This is a genomic window from Porphyromonadaceae bacterium W3.11, from assembly GCA_030434245.1.
In the GTDB taxonomy this organism is placed as follows: domain Bacteria; phylum Bacteroidota; class Bacteroidia; order Bacteroidales; family Porphyromonadaceae; genus Porphyromonas_A.
Genome location: JAUISX010000001.1, coordinates 79,553 through 95,627, shown reverse-complemented (window position 1 = coordinate 95,627; position 16,075 = coordinate 79,553). Strand labels below are relative to the sequence as shown.

Annotated in this window: 9 protein-coding genes and 1 tRNA gene; all 10 read left to right on the top strand. The window is 40.5% G+C overall.

The features are described from left to right. The first annotated feature begins 6 nt into the window (after nucleotides 1-6). Nucleotides 7-3,744 (top strand): cobaltochelatase subunit CobN, encoded by a 3,738-nt coding sequence (locus QYZ87_00345; GenBank protein MDN4752987.1) that lies wholly within the window; start codon nucleotides 7-9, stop codon nucleotides 3,742-3,744. A 20-nt stretch (nucleotides 3,745-3,764) separates the two neighbouring features. Continuing rightward, nucleotides 3,765-4,676: an AAA family ATPase gene (locus tag QYZ87_00340; protein MDN4752986.1), complete on the top strand. Its 912-nt coding sequence runs from the start codon at nucleotides 3,765-3,767 to the stop codon at nucleotides 4,674-4,676. Further along, nucleotides 4,673-6,541: a VWA domain-containing protein gene (locus tag QYZ87_00335; protein MDN4752985.1), complete on the top strand. Its 1,869-nt coding sequence runs from the start codon at nucleotides 4,673-4,675 to the stop codon at nucleotides 6,539-6,541. The genes QYZ87_00340 and QYZ87_00335 overlap by 4 nt, the downstream gene beginning before the upstream one ends. A 3-nt stretch (nucleotides 6,542-6,544) precedes the next feature. Further along, entirely contained in the window at nucleotides 6,545-7,699 is a 1,155-nt protein-coding gene (locus tag QYZ87_00330) for an adenosylcobinamide amidohydrolase (protein MDN4752984.1), read from the top strand. 118 nt (nucleotides 7,700-7,817) lie between these two features. After that, nucleotides 7,818-9,935 carry a TonB-dependent receptor gene (locus tag QYZ87_00325; protein ID MDN4752983.1) on the top strand — a complete coding sequence of 706 codons (2,118 nt, stop codon included), beginning with the start codon at nucleotides 7,818-7,820 and terminating at the stop codon, nucleotides 9,933-9,935. A 378-nt stretch (nucleotides 9,936-10,313) separates the two neighbouring features. Beyond that, nucleotides 10,314-10,386: transfer RNA gene (locus QYZ87_00320), tRNA-Thr, on the top strand. A 282-nt stretch (nucleotides 10,387-10,668) separates the two neighbouring features. After that, nucleotides 10,669-14,073 (top strand): isoleucine--tRNA ligase, encoded by a 3,405-nt coding sequence (ileS, locus tag QYZ87_00315; GenBank protein MDN4752982.1) that lies wholly within the window; start codon nucleotides 10,669-10,671, stop codon nucleotides 14,071-14,073. Between the two features lie 18 nt (nucleotides 14,074-14,091). Continuing rightward, a complete protein-coding gene (locus QYZ87_00310; protein ID MDN4752981.1) occupies nucleotides 14,092-14,472 on the top strand; it encodes a TraR/DksA C4-type zinc finger protein in 381 nt (126 codons plus the stop codon). Nucleotides 14,473-14,573: 101 nt separating this feature from the next. Beyond that, nucleotides 14,574-15,197, top strand: coding sequence for a lipoprotein signal peptidase (locus QYZ87_00305; protein MDN4752980.1), 624 nt, complete (start codon nucleotides 14,574-14,576; stop codon nucleotides 15,195-15,197). Further along, nucleotides 15,190-16,047 carry a DUF4296 domain-containing protein gene (locus QYZ87_00300; protein MDN4752979.1) on the top strand — a complete coding sequence of 286 codons (858 nt, stop codon included), beginning with the start codon at nucleotides 15,190-15,192 and terminating at the stop codon, nucleotides 16,045-16,047. Before QYZ87_00305 ends, QYZ87_00300 begins: the two co-directional genes overlap by 8 nt. Nucleotides 16,048-16,075 lie beyond the last annotated feature (28 nt).

The window sequence follows — 16,075 nt, the reverse complement described above, 5'->3', positions numbered from 1 at the left end:
GATCCTATGAGCAAGGTTTACAACATTGTTTATCTCTTAGATAATCATACTAGACTATCACCCTACGAAGCGTTAGCGACAGATGAGTTTCAGCTAAAGATTACAAAGCTTACGACGAAGCAGCTTGATGATACTGATGAGGACGCCGTGGGTTCTCCTTGGGACACATTGAGAGAAGCGGACTTTATATTGCTATTAACACACGGGGGACTTGGTATCTTTAGAAAGTTTGATCGCTTCAAAGAGCTCTTTATCCAAGATAAGTATATGTTTATCTCGACTGGCATAGAAGATGAAATGTCTGAAGTACGTCCTTTATTACGTATTACAGTCCCTACATATCTTAGAGTTCTTCGGTATGTGAAATGCCGTGATGAGTATAATAATCAATTACATCGCTTTTTGGCCTCGGAGTTTGGAGGATATGATGTCTCTTATGGCGAGCCTAAAATTCCAGAGTGGGATGGGCTTTATTTACGGAAAGGAGAACGGCCGGTTCAGGTCATACAGAAAGCACGAGAGGCACGAGCATTAGGACAATATGTCTGTGGTGTTACGATACCCTTTTATCTATATTCCTCTCGCAATCTTGAGCATATTGATGCTCTGATCTCACATTTATGGAGTAGAGGCTTTGCTGTAATCCCGATTTTTTCGACTGGTGCAGAGGATAGTCGTACAGGTCAGGAGGGGATCTCTAATGCCATGCGGAAGTACTTTTATCACGAAGGAGAGTTACTAATAGATGTCCTAATCAATACTATTTCATATTCTTTGGGCGTATTTGAGACCCAAGGAGCTCTATGGATGGATGATGATCAATCGGAGGAGCGTTCAATCCTCGTACAGATGAATATACCTGTGATACAGGCTTATCATACATATTATACTGAGAGGATCTGGAGAGAACGAATAGAGGGGGTTGATATGATGAGTCTTATATCCGCAATATATTATCCTGAATTTGATGGTCAGATTGATGGATATCCTATCGGGGTCACGGATGAAGAAGATCCATCGAAGATTTTACCTCTTCATGAGGGTATCGAGACTGTTTCCAAGCTCGCCTATAATTGGGCTAAGTTGAGGCATAAAAAGAATAGCGAGAAGCGAGTCGCTATCATCTTTCATAACATGCCCCCTCGAAATGATATGATAGGGTGTGCAGCAGGATTAGATACTCCGGCATCCGTTTTTAATCTCCTAAAAGTATTAGAGTCAGAAGGGATAAGGTTTGACAATCATTATCAGAATGGAGATGAGATTATTAAGGAGATAATTGATACAGTCAGCAATGATACCGAGTGGTTAACGGATGAGGAGACACTCAGTCGTGCGATAGATCACATCTCACGTTCACTCTATCAAAGATGGTATGATTCTTTGACAGAAAAAAGTAAAAGATTCATTGAAAAAGATTGGGGCGAAGCACCAGGTGATTTTAAAGTGATAGACGGTGTAATGCCTGTACCAGGTGTGCTCAATGAGCATCTATTTATCGCCTTGCAACCTCCTAGAGGACTTGAAGAACAGTCCGAAAAGATATATCATAGCCCAGATATTTCATGTCCACACTTCTACATTGCTATCTATAAGTGGATTAGGTATCAGTTCAAAGCAGATGTGGTTATTCATGTCGGTACACATGGGTCAGTTGAGTGGTTACCGGGTAAGGAAAAAGGGCTCTCAAAAGATTGCTTCCCCCTCATAAATATTGATGATTTACCTAATCTATACCCATATCACACGACTGTCATTGGAGAGGGTATACAAGCTAAAAGACGAACAGCCGCAGTTCTTCTTAATCATCTAGAACCCGTTTCTATCGAATCGGGGACTTATGATGAACTTTCAGAGCTTGATGCTTTGGTTACTCAGTATATAACTGCTCCTATGAATATTAGGGAAAAAGATCTTCTGGGCGAACAGATTATCAAACTTGCTCAGGAATTGAATTTGGATGACGATCTCAGAGCTACTGAGCATAATTATTCTGCAGAAGATTACATTGCTGAATTACATAAGTGGTTAGGGGTGATCAAGCATTCAATGGTAAAGGAAGGGTTGCATATTTTTGGCACGCCTCCTGAAGATGATAGGCTGGCTAGTTTTGCTCGTCTGTTATTGAGGCTACAAAATGGTGATACCCCCTCATTACCTGAGACAATTGCTAGTTATTATGGCTGTGATTACCACACTTTAATAGACGAACCTAATCATATATGGCCTTCTGGTAAAAGCTCTATCATGCTACGTGACGACTTTGTAATGATAGCAAAGTCTTTTGTAGAAGCACTTCGAAAGAATGACTATCATGCGATATCTGATGAGGCTCTATATGATATTCTAGGCGGAGAAAAAAAGAGTTTGTCTGGCTTTCATCAGATGATGGCTTTGATAGAAAGAGAGGTGATTCCAAAGTTACTTCGTACTACGGATGAATTGGAGTACTTCAGAAAAGGGATAAATGGGGGTTTTGTACTACCAGGAAAGGGTGGAAGTCCATCCCGAGGCAACTTAGATATTCTCCCGACAGGTAGGAATATGTATGGAATCGTTCCTAATGAAGTCCCCTCTAAGGTCGCATATAAGTTGGGTAAATCATTAGGAGATCAATTACTATCCAAGCATTTAGAAAACTCTGGGACTTATCCCGAAAGTATAGCTATAGTTCTCTACTCTGGTGATCAGATGAGGACTCATGGTGAGGATATTGGCGAGATTCTTTGGTTGATGGGGCTTAAGCCTAAGTGGTTATCGCCATCATCAGATAAGGTTATCGGACTGGAGGTCATTTCTCTTGAAGAACTAGGAAGGCCTCGGATTGATATCGTCTCACGTATTTCCGGATTACTGCGTGATACGTTTCCAAACTTAATTCAGCTTCTCGATGATGCTACTCAATTATTGATTTCTCTAGATGAGCCTTATGATATGAATTTCATCAAAAAGCATTTTGATGAAGATGTTCAAAGCCTTTTGGATAAAGGAACGACGATAGAAGTAGCAACACAAGAAGCGGCCGTCAGAGTATTCGGATGTCCTCCAGGGGGGTATGGAGGAGGTGTGGATGTCCTTGTAGAGGCGAAGAATTGGCAAACAGATGAAGATCTCGCTACCGCTGCTATCACTTGGGCGGCACATGCTTACGGAAGAGAATTTCATGGAGAGAAGTGTAGGGGAAATCTAGAGCGACAGCTTGCTAAAGTACAAGCAACCGTGAAGAATGAGAATACAATAGACTTTGACCTCTTCGATATGGATGACGAGTTTATTTACCACGGAGGGTTAATCGCTGCAGTGAAGAAGTGTAGTGGTAAAAAACCTGAGTCATACTACGGAAATAGCTCCGATCCTAACTTTACTGTGGTTAGAAATGTCAAGGAAGAGTCTGCACGGGTCATTCGTTCTCGCCTTCTTAATCCGATCTGGATCAATGGTCTGAAAGCACATGGATACAAAGGAGCTCAAGATGTGGCGTACAATATGGATAATATCTTTGGGTGGGATGCTACAGCTGACCTCATCGAAGATTGGAACTACGAGGCACTGGCTGATCACTTCCTTGGAAATCCTGAGAATAAAGAATGGATGCAGGGTGTTAATCCATGGGCACTGCGTGAAGTAGCAGCGAAGTTACTAGAGGCAGCACAGCGAGGAATGTGGAATGCTAAGGAAGAAACTCTCGACATGGTCCAGTCAATATATCTAGAGTGTGAAGGGTTAATGGAGGGCGATGAATAATCATTGATAATTCGAAATATATGGAAAATAAGAAGTTGCGATACCCATTTACAGCGGTTGTGGGACAAGACCAGATGAAGCTGGCCTTGATCCTAAATCTAATTAATCCAAAAATTGGTGGGGTACTAATATTTGGAGAAAAAGGCACCGCCAAGTCCACAATTGTACGATCTATGGAGAATCTTGTCTTCGGTAGGAAGGTGGTAGAGTTACCGCTTTCGACTACAGAGGATAAGATGATTGGTTCAATTGATGTCGAGCACGCTATCCAGACAGGTGAGACCCGCTTTGAGCCAGGAATACTATACCGAGCAGATGGCCATATCTTGTATGTTGATGAAGTAAACTTACTAGAGGATCATCTTGTGGACGTCTTATTAGATGTCTCCGCGATGGGCGTCAATTATGTGGAAAGAGAAGGTATCTCACATACCCACCCCTCTCGTTTTGTCCTAGTCGGTACCATGAATCCAGAGGAAGGTGATCTGAGACCACAGCTCTTAGATCGTTTCGGATTATCCGTGGAGGTACATGGGGAGTCTACGAAAGAAGCACGTACAGAAATCCTTAAGCGTAGGCTTCAATTTGAACAGAGCCCAGAAAAGTTTATAAAAGATTTTGAACATGACGAAAAGCAGTTGGCAGATAGGGTAAGTCATGCGAAGCAGATTCTCAACGAAATCAAATACTCTGATGAGATCCTTGACTTAATTGCTGCTATTGGGATCAAGCTAGAAGTTGATGGACACAGAGCAGATATAACACTGCTGAAGACTGCTCTTGCTTTAGCTGCCTATGAGGGCGATGAGTCTATTCAGAAACAGCACATATATAAGGCTGCTGAATTGGTACTTCCTCATCGATTAAAGAGAAGACCCTTCGAGGATAGACAATTTAATGGTAGTGAAATAATTAGGTTGATGGAGAAATGATCTCTTTCGATAGCATATTGGGCAACAATCAAGCACAGTTGGCGATAATCTTGACGCTGCTCCAACCCTCCTCATGTAGCCTTCTTATTTCAGGTGAATCGGGAACGGGAAAGACCTCGTTACTGCGTAGCTTATATTCAGTTCTTGGAGACGAGAGGCATGATCTTATTGTTAATATCCCTAGTTCTACTACCCAAGAGATGCTATCAGATTACATGGATACTGACCTCCTGATAAAGCATGGGTCAATTAAGTATAAATCTGGGTTGCTAAACAGACTGAATGGCAAGATAGTATTGATAGATAATATCAATCTCCATGATCGGATGGTGCTACAGAGCATCTTAGATTATCAAGCGACCTGTGCTATAAAGAATAGCTTTAAAATCATTGCTACTATTAACCCCAATGAAGGGGGGCTAAGTAGTACTATATTAGATCAATTTAATCTTTTTGTAGAGTTAAGAACTGTACGTGATATAGAGGTTAGGAGGCAGATATTAAGAAAGTCGATTGACAAAGTTAGTAGAATACCCAAAGAAAACCCGCTGTATGCCACGATAAAGCAAAGTCAATTAATGACCAATAAGGTACACTTGGAAGAAGAACTTATGGCATTAATAGCAAAGACATGCCAGGATTACTTCGTTTTGGGTCATCGTGGTGACATTGCTTTACTGAATGCGGCTATTGCTCATGCTGCCTGGATGGGAAAGAGTAGGGTGGAGAAGGGAGATGTCAAAGCGGTTCAGGATCTTGCATTGTTGCATCGTCGTCTGAATCCTGCTCATGAACCGCCTGAAACTTCTACTGATGATAATAACGATGAGTCTCATGAGCAGCAGGAGGACGGCAGGGATAATAAGTCCTCGAATGATGGGCAGCAAACAGAGGAGACACAACCAAAGGATAATCAGAAACTCTCGTTGACTCCCTACGCAGGGCAAAGTTCAGATAGGGATGCGACCCATGGAGATGATTCACCTGATAATAAACCTAACTTCGATGACTCCGCACGTACACAGGAGCATCAAGAGCTTCCTATAGATTTTTATTTGGAATATGATCCCTTGGATCACTTAGGTAGGTCCACAAGATTGGATGCTGGGTTTGGATCTCGAGTTAAGAGTACCCAGAATAATTTTAGAGGGAGCTTTCGAAAAGCTGTTCCAGAACGTGGGAATATTGAGCATCTAGCCTTTTCCGCTACTATTCGTACCGCGGCCCCTTTCCAAAGGCATAGACGACAATCGGCTCCTCTGAATGCTCCTAGAGTATTGTTACAGCCTATGGATTATCGTTTTCAAGTCAAGCAACATCGTACAGGTTATCACATCCTTTTTGTTGTTGATGCTAGTGGATCAATGGGCGTGAAGAGAAGGATGAAGAAGGTAAAGGGGCTCATTATTGAGCTACTGAAGAACTCATACGTTAAGCGTGATAGAGTAGGAATGTTAGCTTTTAGGGGCGAAAGCTGTGAATTGATATTGCCCTTTACCAAGAGTGTGTCCAAGGCACAGGAGTTATTAAAAGAGGTTCGCACAGGAGGACGGACCCCTCTATATCTCGGAATGAGAAAAGCTACTGAAGTAGTCCAAGCTCTTAAAAGAAGAGAGCAAAAGGCTGCTCCAGTTATTGTATTATTAACAGATGGGCGAGCTACCTCTAGTTACAAGTCTGAAAATACAGAATCTGAACTATCTGCTATAGGACAGCAACTTAAAGCACATTCTGTTAAAACTATCATCATTGACACCGAAGAAGGCTTTTTGCGACTGGGATTAGCAAAGAAGCTAGCTAATAATATTGACGCTCAATACTATACGTTAGATCAATTAGACTCAGATACAATATTAAGTGTATAGATTATGTTTGAAAAAGAAAATTTAAAATTCATCAGTCCAATGGGCGATGAGATGTTTCATGAGAATGAGAGCTTAATAGTTCGCTTTTCAGGAAGGAGAGGTGTTGTCAGTACTTCTAATCTATCCGGTGGATATAGACAGGACCTACGATATGCCTTCAATAATAGTTGTGGCAATAATCCTTTGATAAAGCAGAAAAAGTGTCCTGGAATGATGGGTAAAAATCTACAAGAGCATTATCATAACTTGGCGATAAAGATAGGACTGCCCCCAGAGGAAAGTACCGGTATGGGGACCGCTGCATTGATAGAGAATAGTGCTATGGCTAGACGCATTGAGCATAATGTAGAGGTGATGGCTATTGCTACCGCAGGAATAGATGTTAATGGAGGCAGAGCAGGTGATAAAGCTAGCTATGATGAGTTTACAAGACAAGGTATTAAACCGACAGCTGGCACCATTAATATATTTCTCTTCATCAATGCGAAGCTAGATGGTGGCACACTCACACGTGCCGTCGTAACTGCTACTGAAGCTAAGTGTGTGGCAGTGCAAGAATTAATGGCCAATAGCAGATACTCACAAGGTATAGCCACTGGATCAGGTACAGATTCTATCATCGTAATATGTAATGATGAGTCGGATGTGCAGCTTTATAATGCTGGCAAGCATGTCCTTCTTGGACAAATGATCGGAGAGAGTGTTAAGGAAGCGGTAACGAAAGCACTCGATTTACAATGCGGTATGAATCCTACTCGACAAGCCAGTATAGAGTGGCAGAGTAAACGTTATGGAATGACTAAGGATAGCATATTTATGTATTATCAACATGCAATAAAAGATACAGATAACATTGACGAAATTAGGAAAACCATTGAAGAAATAGACACAGACCAAAAACTATTAGTGCCTATAGCTGCCATCACCCATCTCTGTGATCAAAATAGGTGGGGAATCATTAAAGATGAGATGTTGGTGACTACTATTCAGTCGATGCTATCTCATCTCTTAGCAAGTGAGGGTGCTAAGGACATCAATATATCACGTTCCAGACCTCATAACCTCATGGAATCGTCACCTATATATAAGCAAATCATTTCTGATACGATCTTGTCATTGGCATACATCGCTCATGCTCGATCCAAAAGAGATAAATAAAAGACTTAACAAATGATTAATCCCGAATAAGATTCTTTCGTGGGGTAATCAATAAACCAGTGAGCCTAAAAAAGAGAAAATCATAACATAACAATCATTTATATTTAAATCACAAAACATGAGAAAGATTCTTTTGACTTTTCTAACACTGTGTATCTCCCTGCAGCTTTTTGCAGGTGAGGATCACACCAATCCGGTTGACTCTGTTCGGGAGTATAAAATCCCCGAAGTCATCGTTTATTCTACAAGAATAGCTACACCTGTAAAGAAGCTGCCCATGAAGATTGAGCTAATACAGGCTCCAGATATTCAGAAGTCTGGCTTTACAGAATTGACCAGCCTACTTAAGAACTATAGCTCGGTTGATGTCATTCAGTATCCAGGTTTTTTATCTAGTGTAGGTATTAGAGGTTTTAAGCCGTCTGGGAAGTACGTTACAGTTTTGATTGATGGTATCCCATCAGGTACTGATAACATAGCGACACTCGGTTTATCTGGTATTCGCCAAGTAGAGGTACTTAAAGGTCCATTTTCGGCTGTGTATGGCACTAATGCAATGGGGGGCGTCATCAATATGATTTCAGAAAAAAGCAAAGGAGATTTGAAAGGTCGCTTTGTCTTAGGTGGCGGAAGCTTTTCACAGTCCAATGGGTCTGTAGCTCTTGGAGGTCGCATCGTAGGTGGCCTTTCTTTTGATGCAAACCTTTCATTTGTAGCTCAGGCTCAAAATTATGAAACTGGTCGTCACAATCTCCTAAAGCTATCTGAGATGGAGAAAGAGATTATAGATCCTAGTACCTATGGTATACGGATGCAAGGAAGCCGAAATGGTATTTTCTCAGGACGCATACGGCTAGGGTATGATTTTTCACCAGCATGGAGTGTCAACCTATATAATGCCTATTTTGGAGGAAACAGTATTCCAACAGGTGGTAGTATCTGGGGTGTTAATGGAGAAAAAAGAAAAGATCTCAACCGCTACTCTGGTTCATTAGAAGTTATCGGAAATCTTGGAATGCACGAGATGCATATTACTCCATATTACAATATTCAAAACTCCAATACCTATAATGAAGATAGTGATGATGCATTTGTAACAAGTGCAATAAGAGATCTCACTTATGGGATGATGGCTCAGGATAATATTAACTTTGGTTACCACCAATTAGTCTATGGCTTAGATGTAAAGGCATTCAATCAAGATGCAAAGCGATATGAAGCAAAGGATAAGAGAATTGATCCATATAAGCCAGCTTATGGTACCCTAAATGTTGCGGGATTTGCTCAAGGTAGCCTTAACTTTTTACAAGATAGGCTTAACCTCTCTGCGGGTGCTAGATTTGACTATCTCTTATTTGATTTGGCCGCAGATTCGTATCTTAAGAATGAAGCCAAGAAAGAGAACTATTTCACGATAAGCCCTAATATTGGTTTGAAGTATGAGATATTTGAAGGGTTTAGAGTACACTCTAGCTTTGGTATGGGCTTCTCAGCTCCTGATGCTTACCAGAAGTCAGGAGAGTACGAAGGACCATTGGGATATACTAGAGGTAATAATGATTTGAAGCCTGAGCGATCTAGTACTATTGACTTTGGAGTTGGTTATGACAATCATGAGGCTGGCATCTATGCTGATGTAACTTATTTTAATACTGCTCACAAGGATTTTATTGTCAATGCTCGTATCCAAGAGGGTGATAAGACTATCAAAACATTTGAGAATGCTGATAAAGCAAAAATGAGTGGTCTTGAAACTGTTCTTTCCTATGACCTCGGTAGTCTATGGGACTACAGTTTTTCTCTACGAGCCTTTATGAATGCAACCTTTATGTTTGATTATAAAGTGCTTAAGTCAGAAAAGGATAGTAACTGGGAAGATATGAAGTATGTCCGTAAGCAGAACATTACTTTTGGGGTAGAGTACCAGAGAAATGGTTTTGAACTTGCCTTGAATGGTCGTTTTAGTGGCCAACGTTTTGAAGACAACTGGTTTAAGCCAGACCTCCGTCCTAACCTTACTGAAATTCTAGAGAAGGAGAATCCAGATTATTGGGAGGAAAAATATCTGAAGCATCCAGAGTCATTGATATTTAATGGTTCTATTTACTATAACTTTACTGAAGAGTTAAGAGCAGGAGTGAACGTGCTGAATATTTTCGATGATAACTATACCGAAAAAGATGGTTATAACATGCCTGGACGCAGCTTTATGTTCAACATTTCATACTCTTTCTAGGAGGTAGAAATAGATAATCAAAAAATCGTGTTTTTTGTGGATGGGGCTCAACTATGAAGAAAGGTGCCTCATCCATTTTTTTCTTGTAGATTTTTTTTATACGATGAAGAAAAATCTCTCACTTGTTTATGTCATTATAAATAAGATGATTAGCCCTTTTCACATTCTGTGATTGACCTAATTTCCCTATTTTTTATTTAGTGAACAGATTATTTTTCACGAAAAAGTTTTGGTGGTTTCAATATTCTTTGTATCTTTGCAGAGCAAACAGCGAAAGGGGTAAGTCCTACACGGCCAGCTCCTGGTGAAATCCCCCAGGGCTTGACCGCAGCAAGGGTAGCTGGTTGTAGCGGCGCGATGTAGATCGCTTACCCACCCGCCTCTTTAGCTCAGTTGGTAGAGCACCTGATTTGTAATCAGACGGTCGCTGGTTCGACTCCGGCAAGAGGCTCATGAGTTAGGTGTCTTAGAAGAATTCTTCTAAGACACCTTTTTTTTTGTTGTGTCGTTTTTACAAGTCACGTAACTCTTATCTGTGCTAGTGTGAAAGGACTAGAAATAAGATGTCAAATTATTGTAGCAGCCTAGACGTCAAATCAGGAATTTACTGATTATTGAAGCTCAAATCTCACTTAAAAGTGTTATCTTTGCAAATAATTTAGTATAAACACTGATCATATGTATTAAACCATTGCCAAAATGGAATTATACAGGGTATCTGAAGGAAATAATGATGAATACAGACAAGAGATTTAAGGAATATAATGGACTAAGCCTTGCTGAGATTAATAAGGAGATGCTAGATAAGTGGCAAAAAGAGCAGCTATTTGATGCGTCCCTCTCCTTAAGAGAAGGTGCCCCTAGGTATGTATTTTATGAAGGACCACCCTCTGCTAATGGTATGCCTGGCATACATCACGTCATGGCAAGAACCATCAAAGATATATTCTGCCGCTACAAAACCATGAAAGGTTTTTTGGTGGAGCGTAAGGCTGGCTGGGATACTCATGGATTGCCTGTGGAGCTAGGTGTAGAGAAAAATCTTGGCATTACTAAAGCTGATATCGGTAGTAAGATTTCTGTGGCTGATTATAATGCCGCTTGCCGAAAAGAGGTAATGAAATACACTGGCGAATGGGAAGACCTAACCCACAAGATGGGATATTGGGTGGATATGGATAATCCATATATTACATATGATAATAGATATATTGAGACATTATGGTATCTACTGAAGCGACTTTACGATAAAGATCTGCTATATAAGGGATATACTATTCAGCCCTATTCTCCAGCTGCTGGTACAGGGCTCAGCTCACATGAATTAAATCAGCCAGGTACCTATCGTGATGTCAAGGATACGACCTGTACTGCTATGTTCGAGATTAAGAATCCATCCTCTGAGCTTACAGCCTTTGGGAAAGCTTATTTTTTGGCTTGGACTACTACTCCATGGACTTTACCATCTAATACAGCCTTAGCTGTAGGTGCAGGTATTGACTACTTAGCAGTTCAGACTTATAATCCATATACTCTTGATCCTATAACTGTTCTTTTGGCGAAAAACTTATTAAGCTCGTACCTAAAGCCAGAAGGTGCTGAACTACCAATGGAACAACCTCAAAAAGGGGATAAAGTACTTCCATACCGTATTATCAAAGAATACAAGGGTAGGGACCTTGAGGGCATGGAGTATATCCAATTATTCCAATGGGTAGATCCTGGTAAAGGGGCCTTTAGAGTAATCATAGGCGATTTCGTTACTACCGAAGATGGTACAGGTATAGTACATATAGCACCTACATTTGGAGCTGATGACCAGAGAGTCGGAAAAGCGAATGGTGTTCCTGGTTTGTTGCTTCTTGATAAAGATGGCAAAGAGCGTCCTATGGTAGATCTAGCAGGTAAGTACTTTTTACTTGAAGATCTTGATGAGGATTTTGTTGCTAATCGTATTGATATAGATGAATACGGTAAGTACAGTGGTAGATTTGTCAAGAATCAATATGATCATGCACTTTCAGAAGGTGAAGATACTCTTGATATTGAATTAAGTGTAGTGCTCAAAGAGCGAGGACAAGTCTTCAGAATAGAGAAGATGACCCATAGTTATCCCCACTGTTGGAGGACAGATAAGCCCGTTTTATACTATCCATTAGATAGTTGGTTTATCAGAAGTACTGCTTGCAGAGACCGTATGATAGAGCTTAATGATACTATTCAATGGAAACCAACTAGTACGGGTACTGGTCGTTTTGGAATGTGGTTGAAAAATCTTCAAGATTGGAACCTTAGTAGGAGCCGATATTGGGGAACCCCACTGCCAATATGGAGAACAGAAGATGGTCAAGAACTTATCTGTATTGGTTCGGTAGAAGAGCTTAAAAATGAAGTGGACAAAGCCGTAAAGGCAGGGCTTATGGAGCAAAATCCGTATGCTAACTTCAAAGTAGGTGATAATAGTAGCGAGAATTACTCTGCTATTGAATTGCACCGTCCTTATGTAGATGAAATCATACTCGTCAGTGATTCAGGTAAACCAATGTATCGTGAGCCTGATTTGATAGACGTCTGGTTTGACTCAGGTGCAATGCCTTATGCTCAGCTACATTATCCATTTGAAAATAAGGAGCTGATAGATGAACATAAATTTTTTCCAGCTGACTTTATTGCTGAAGGTGTGGACCAGACTAGGGGTTGGTTCTTTACGCTTCATGCCTTAGCTACAATGATCTTTGATGGGGTGGCCTTTAAGAACGTCATCTCAAATGGTTTGGTACTTGATAAGCATGGTAATAAGATGTCGAAGCGATTGGGTAATAGCGTCGATCCTTTCTCTACAATTGACGAAAAAGGGTCAGATCCATTACGCTGGTACATGATCTCTAATTCCTCTCCAAGGGATAACCTAAGGTTTGACCTAGAGGGTGTTGATGAGGTACAGCGAAAGTATTTTGGAACGCTTTATAACACCTATTCTTTCTTTGCTCTTTATGCTAATCTAGACAATTTTGACCCATCTTCATCTGAGGATATGCCTTATAATCAACGTCCTGAACTAGACAGATGGATCATTTCCAAACTTAATAGTTTAGTGAAGTTTGTTTCAGAATCTCTGGATGACTATGAGCCAACAAAGGCTGTAAGAGCTATTTCTGACTTTGTAAATGATCAGCTAAGTAACTGGTATGTACGCTTAGGTCGTAAGAGGTTCTGGGGTGGTGGAATGAGTGATGATAAGCTTTCGGCTTATCAGACTCTCTACTTAGCTCTTGAGACGATTGCGAAATTGTCTGCACCATTTGCACCATTTTATTCGGATAGGTTGTATCGTGATCTTACAGGAAGTGATGAAAGTGTTCATCTAACTGATTTCCCTGAAGCTAACGAGAGCTTGATAGATAAGGCCTTGGAGGACTCTATGGACTATGCTCAGAGAATATCAAGTATGGTTCTAGCACTTCGTAGAAGAATGAATATTAAGGTTCGTCAACCATTGGCTAAATTTTTGATCTTGACAAATGATAAGTCAGTTATTGAGTCTATTGGTCATGTTAAGGACTTAATCCTTAATGAGGTCAATGTCAAAGATATGATATTTGCAGATACATCTGCTGATGTTGTAGTCAAAAGAATTAAACCAAACTTCAAAGCTTTGGGTCCAATTTTTGGCAAGGATATGAAGTCAGCGGCTGCATTCCTTACCAATCTGAGCAAGTCCGAGATTATTGATTTTGAGAATAATGGAAAAATCGATTTCAACGGGGTTGAAATTCAACTAGAGCATGTTGAGGTTATTTCTGAGGATGTTCCGGGATGGCTTGTTCAGAATGATGGTGCTATAACTGTTGCTTTGGATTCAACTATCACAGATGAGTTGAGATTAGAAGGAATTGCACGAGAATTAGTTAATCGCATTCAGAATATACGTAAGTCTCAGGAATTTGAGGTATCTGATAAGATAGAAGTCCTGATAGAAGATTTAGATGATATCTCTAAAGCACTAAAGGTGCACAAGGATTATATTTCCACTCAAGTGCAAGCACTAAAAATAGAGTTACGCAAAGGATTGGAAGATGGAGAATTACTCGATATAGAGGAGGGGCTAAACGTACATGTAGTTGTTAAACGTATATAAAATTTGGAGGAAAGTCTAATGACAGAGAAGAATAGATATAGTGATGAGGAGTTGGTTGAGTTCAAAGAGATTATTCAGAAAAAGTTAGATAAGGCTAGGCGTAATTACGACATCCTTGTCTCTACTATGGATATGAATGATGGAAATGACATCACCGACACAATGCCGACATACAAAAATTTAGGGGAGAGTGCAGTGCTGCTTTCTAGACAAGAAACGGCAGCACAGGCATTACGTCAGAAAAAGTTTATCCAAAATCTAGAAGCCGCTTTGGTTCGTATCGAGAACGGTACTTATGGCATCTGTAGGGTAACAGGTAAGTTGATTCCTAAGGAACGTTTGCGTGCTGTTCCTCATGCCACACTTAGTATTGAGGCAAAAGAGGCTGGACATAAATAATTAGTTGAAATAGAATCTTGAGTGAGATAAATGAGGCCCCTCTTACACAAGAAGAGGGTGCAGAGAACATTTTAAGCTCCAATACCAAACGTCGAGGTTGGATGGTTATTGGAGTAGCACTGCTCCTTTTGGTTATCGACCAGGCTATAAAGTTTGCTGTTAAGCTGAACTTTAAGCTTGGTGATGACTTAAAGGTCACTGATTGGTTTTACATATACTTCACTGAAAATCCAGGAATGGCTTTCGGATGGGAGCTTTTTGATAAGGCTTTTCTTACCATCTTCAGGTTACTAGCTTCCATACTGATAGGGTGGCTTATATATAAGGCTGTCCATGGAAAATACTCTAACGGTTTTTTATTATGCTTGGTCGCTATCTTTTCAGGTGCCATCGGTAATATAATAGACTCCGTCTTTTATGGGCAGATTTTCAGCCATAGTTATGGTCAGATCGCTACTCTATTTCCTGAGGGCGGTGGATATGCTGGATGGCTTCAGGGTAAGGTCGTGGATATGTTTTATTTCCCGATTATCCAGTCCACATGGCCTAGTTGGATACCATGGGTAGGAGGAGAGGAATTAGTCTTTTTCCGTCCCATCTTTAACTTTGCTGATTCTTGTATCTCCGTTGGAGTAGTACTGTTACTGCTTTTTTACTCTCATTCATTTACTGATTTGATTGGGGGTAGTGTAACAACTAAGGATGATTCAAAAAGTGATGAGTAAAGGGTGGGGGAATCGTCTAGGTTTGGTCTGTCTGATATTGTTGTTCTTTACACAATGTCAGAAGCCGATGAATGTCCTTAGTAGGGATCAAATGTTGGCTATTACTAAGGATATGATACTCACAGAGGCCTATCTTCGTAATCAATATCAGCCTGATTCGATTGCCATGTTATACTATGAAAGTGTATTAGATAAGCATGGTGTATCTAAGGAAAAGTATGACTCTTCTCTTGTATGGTATGGAGAGCACTCTCACCGCCTGGATAGGATATATGAAGAGATTGAAAAGGATTTGATTGCGAATAAATTGGAGCTTGATACCCTATATAGTGATTCCATAGCCATGGAACGTATAAGGTTTACTCCTAAGGAAACTCTTTGGAAGGGACCTGGTCGATTATTCCTATCAGAGAAGCAAAACCTTTATTACTTTGATCAATCCCTTGATCTCGATGGGGCATTTTCTCCTAGTGATACAATTGAGTGGTATGCATCGGTTAGACCTAACGAACTTATAGATTCGTTAGATTTGAGAGTATATCTACTGATATTAGATGAAAAGGCTCACTATTATTCTCGTCACCAATCAGTTCTTGCACCTGATAGTATTCATTCGCTTAGGCATCTCATATCACTCCCAGATTCTCTGCCTGCTAATGGAAGTGCAACATTGTATTTCATACTCCAAAAGTCAGCCAAATCTATCTTTATTGATCGATTTGATATGAAGAAGAGAGAGTTCGTAGGTAAACTCCAAACAGCAGAGCCCGATACTTTAGCTATAAATGAACCTGAGGATAGGTTAGAAGTAGTGGACTCATTGCAGCAAGACGAGTCTGTCGTTGAGTGAGATAAATGAAGCATACACAGCAACAGCA

Bases quoted from the DNA above. Each gene is read 5' to 3' on its own strand.
- QYZ87_00345 (MDN4752987.1), top strand. From the start codon at position 7: ATGAGCAAGGTTTACAACATTGTTTATCTCTTAGATAATCATACTAGA.
- QYZ87_00340 (MDN4752986.1), top strand. From the start codon at position 3,765: ATGGAAAATAAGAAGTTGCGATACCCATTTACAGCGGTTGTGGGACAA.
- QYZ87_00335 (MDN4752985.1), top strand. From the start codon at position 4,673: ATGATCTCTTTCGATAGCATATTGGGCAACAATCAAGCACAGTTGGCG.
- QYZ87_00330 (MDN4752984.1), top strand. From the start codon at position 6,545: ATGTTTGAAAAAGAAAATTTAAAATTCATCAGTCCAATGGGCGATGAG.
- QYZ87_00325 (MDN4752983.1), top strand. From the start codon at position 7,818: ATGAGAAAGATTCTTTTGACTTTTCTAACACTGTGTATCTCCCTGCAG.
- ileS (MDN4752982.1), top strand. From the start codon at position 10,669: ATGAATACAGACAAGAGATTTAAGGAATATAATGGACTAAGCCTTGCT.
- QYZ87_00310 (MDN4752981.1), top strand. From the start codon at position 14,092: ATGACAGAGAAGAATAGATATAGTGATGAGGAGTTGGTTGAGTTCAAA.
- QYZ87_00305 (MDN4752980.1), top strand. From the start codon at position 14,574: ATGGTTATTGGAGTAGCACTGCTCCTTTTGGTTATCGACCAGGCTATA.
- QYZ87_00300 (MDN4752979.1), top strand. From the start codon at position 15,190: ATGAGTAAAGGGTGGGGGAATCGTCTAGGTTTGGTCTGTCTGATATTG.